Source organism: Aeromonas sp. QDB14 (assembly GCF_027707845.1).
GTDB classification, from domain to species: Bacteria; Pseudomonadota; Gammaproteobacteria; order Enterobacterales; family Aeromonadaceae; genus Aeromonas; species Aeromonas caviae.
The window spans coordinates 1-793 of the sequence record NZ_JAPCJD010000204.1; the positions used below are offsets into that span (position 1 = coordinate 1).

Annotated in this window: 1 protein-coding gene and 1 pseudogene; both read right to left on the minus strand. The window is 43.4% G+C overall.

The features are described 5' to 3' along the window. Positions 1–83 precede the first annotated feature (83 nt). The gene (locus tag PG887_RS22520; RefSeq protein WP_270822961.1) at positions 84–317 is read right to left on the minus strand and encodes a hypothetical protein; all 234 of its coding nucleotides are present in this window, start codon (positions 315–317) and stop codon (positions 84–86) included. Between the two features lie 259 nt (positions 318–576). Continuing rightward, positions 577–720, minus strand: a pseudogene (locus PG887_RS22525) (GNAT family N-acetyltransferase); the annotation flags it as partial. Positions 721–793: the final 73 nt, after the last annotated feature.

The window sequence follows — 793 nt, forward strand, 5'->3', positions numbered from 1 at the left end:
CTGCTTTTACTTTGGCGAGCAGAAGGGTACCACCAATCAGCAGTTGGCCACCTCTCGCCATTCATCCATGAGTGTCGTACTTATTATCTGAATTCCCGCTCTACTTCTGATATATTTTGGCAGTTAGATGCATCATATAAACCATCAGGAGTTTCACTGATGAAGTCTGCTAGCTGACCTTTTATCCAATAAGTTCTGAATGTTGTTGCTTTCCATCCTGTCGCAGAAAGAACATCTTCTAGGGAGAAAGGGACTCCATTTTTTTCTTTTTCTTGAAGAAACAGGAACAAAGAAGAAAGGGACTTACTTATTTTCATAAACACCCCGATTCAATGATTGTCTATTATGCATTCAAAATTGTCTTGTGGCAGTGTAGCTTTAACGATTCGTAAGCTGAAGCATTTGAGCCTTTTAATGTGAGGTGGTGCACCTTCTAGATCGTCTATGCGAAATGATGGAATGTGGATTCTGAGGTATTCTCCCTTTTTATTGGGGGCCGAAATTCAATCTGTAGGGCTGAGATCTAAATTACGATGATCATCACTCACCTCAGATAATCCTGTAGGGTTATCTCCGTTAAGAAATTTTGCCTGCGGTAACAAGGGTATAAATATGCGCATCAAGAGGCTGACCATGGAGGAATATGCGGTTCCTCGCCCGACACTCAAAGGTAGCCCCTACAGCGATGGCAACAGCTTTGTTGGCGATGTTGCCAACCCCCCCCCGGTGTCAGAATAGTTGTCGCCTAATCTGAATAATCTAAATGTGAAGACCGGGGGCGGATAAAGAGCGT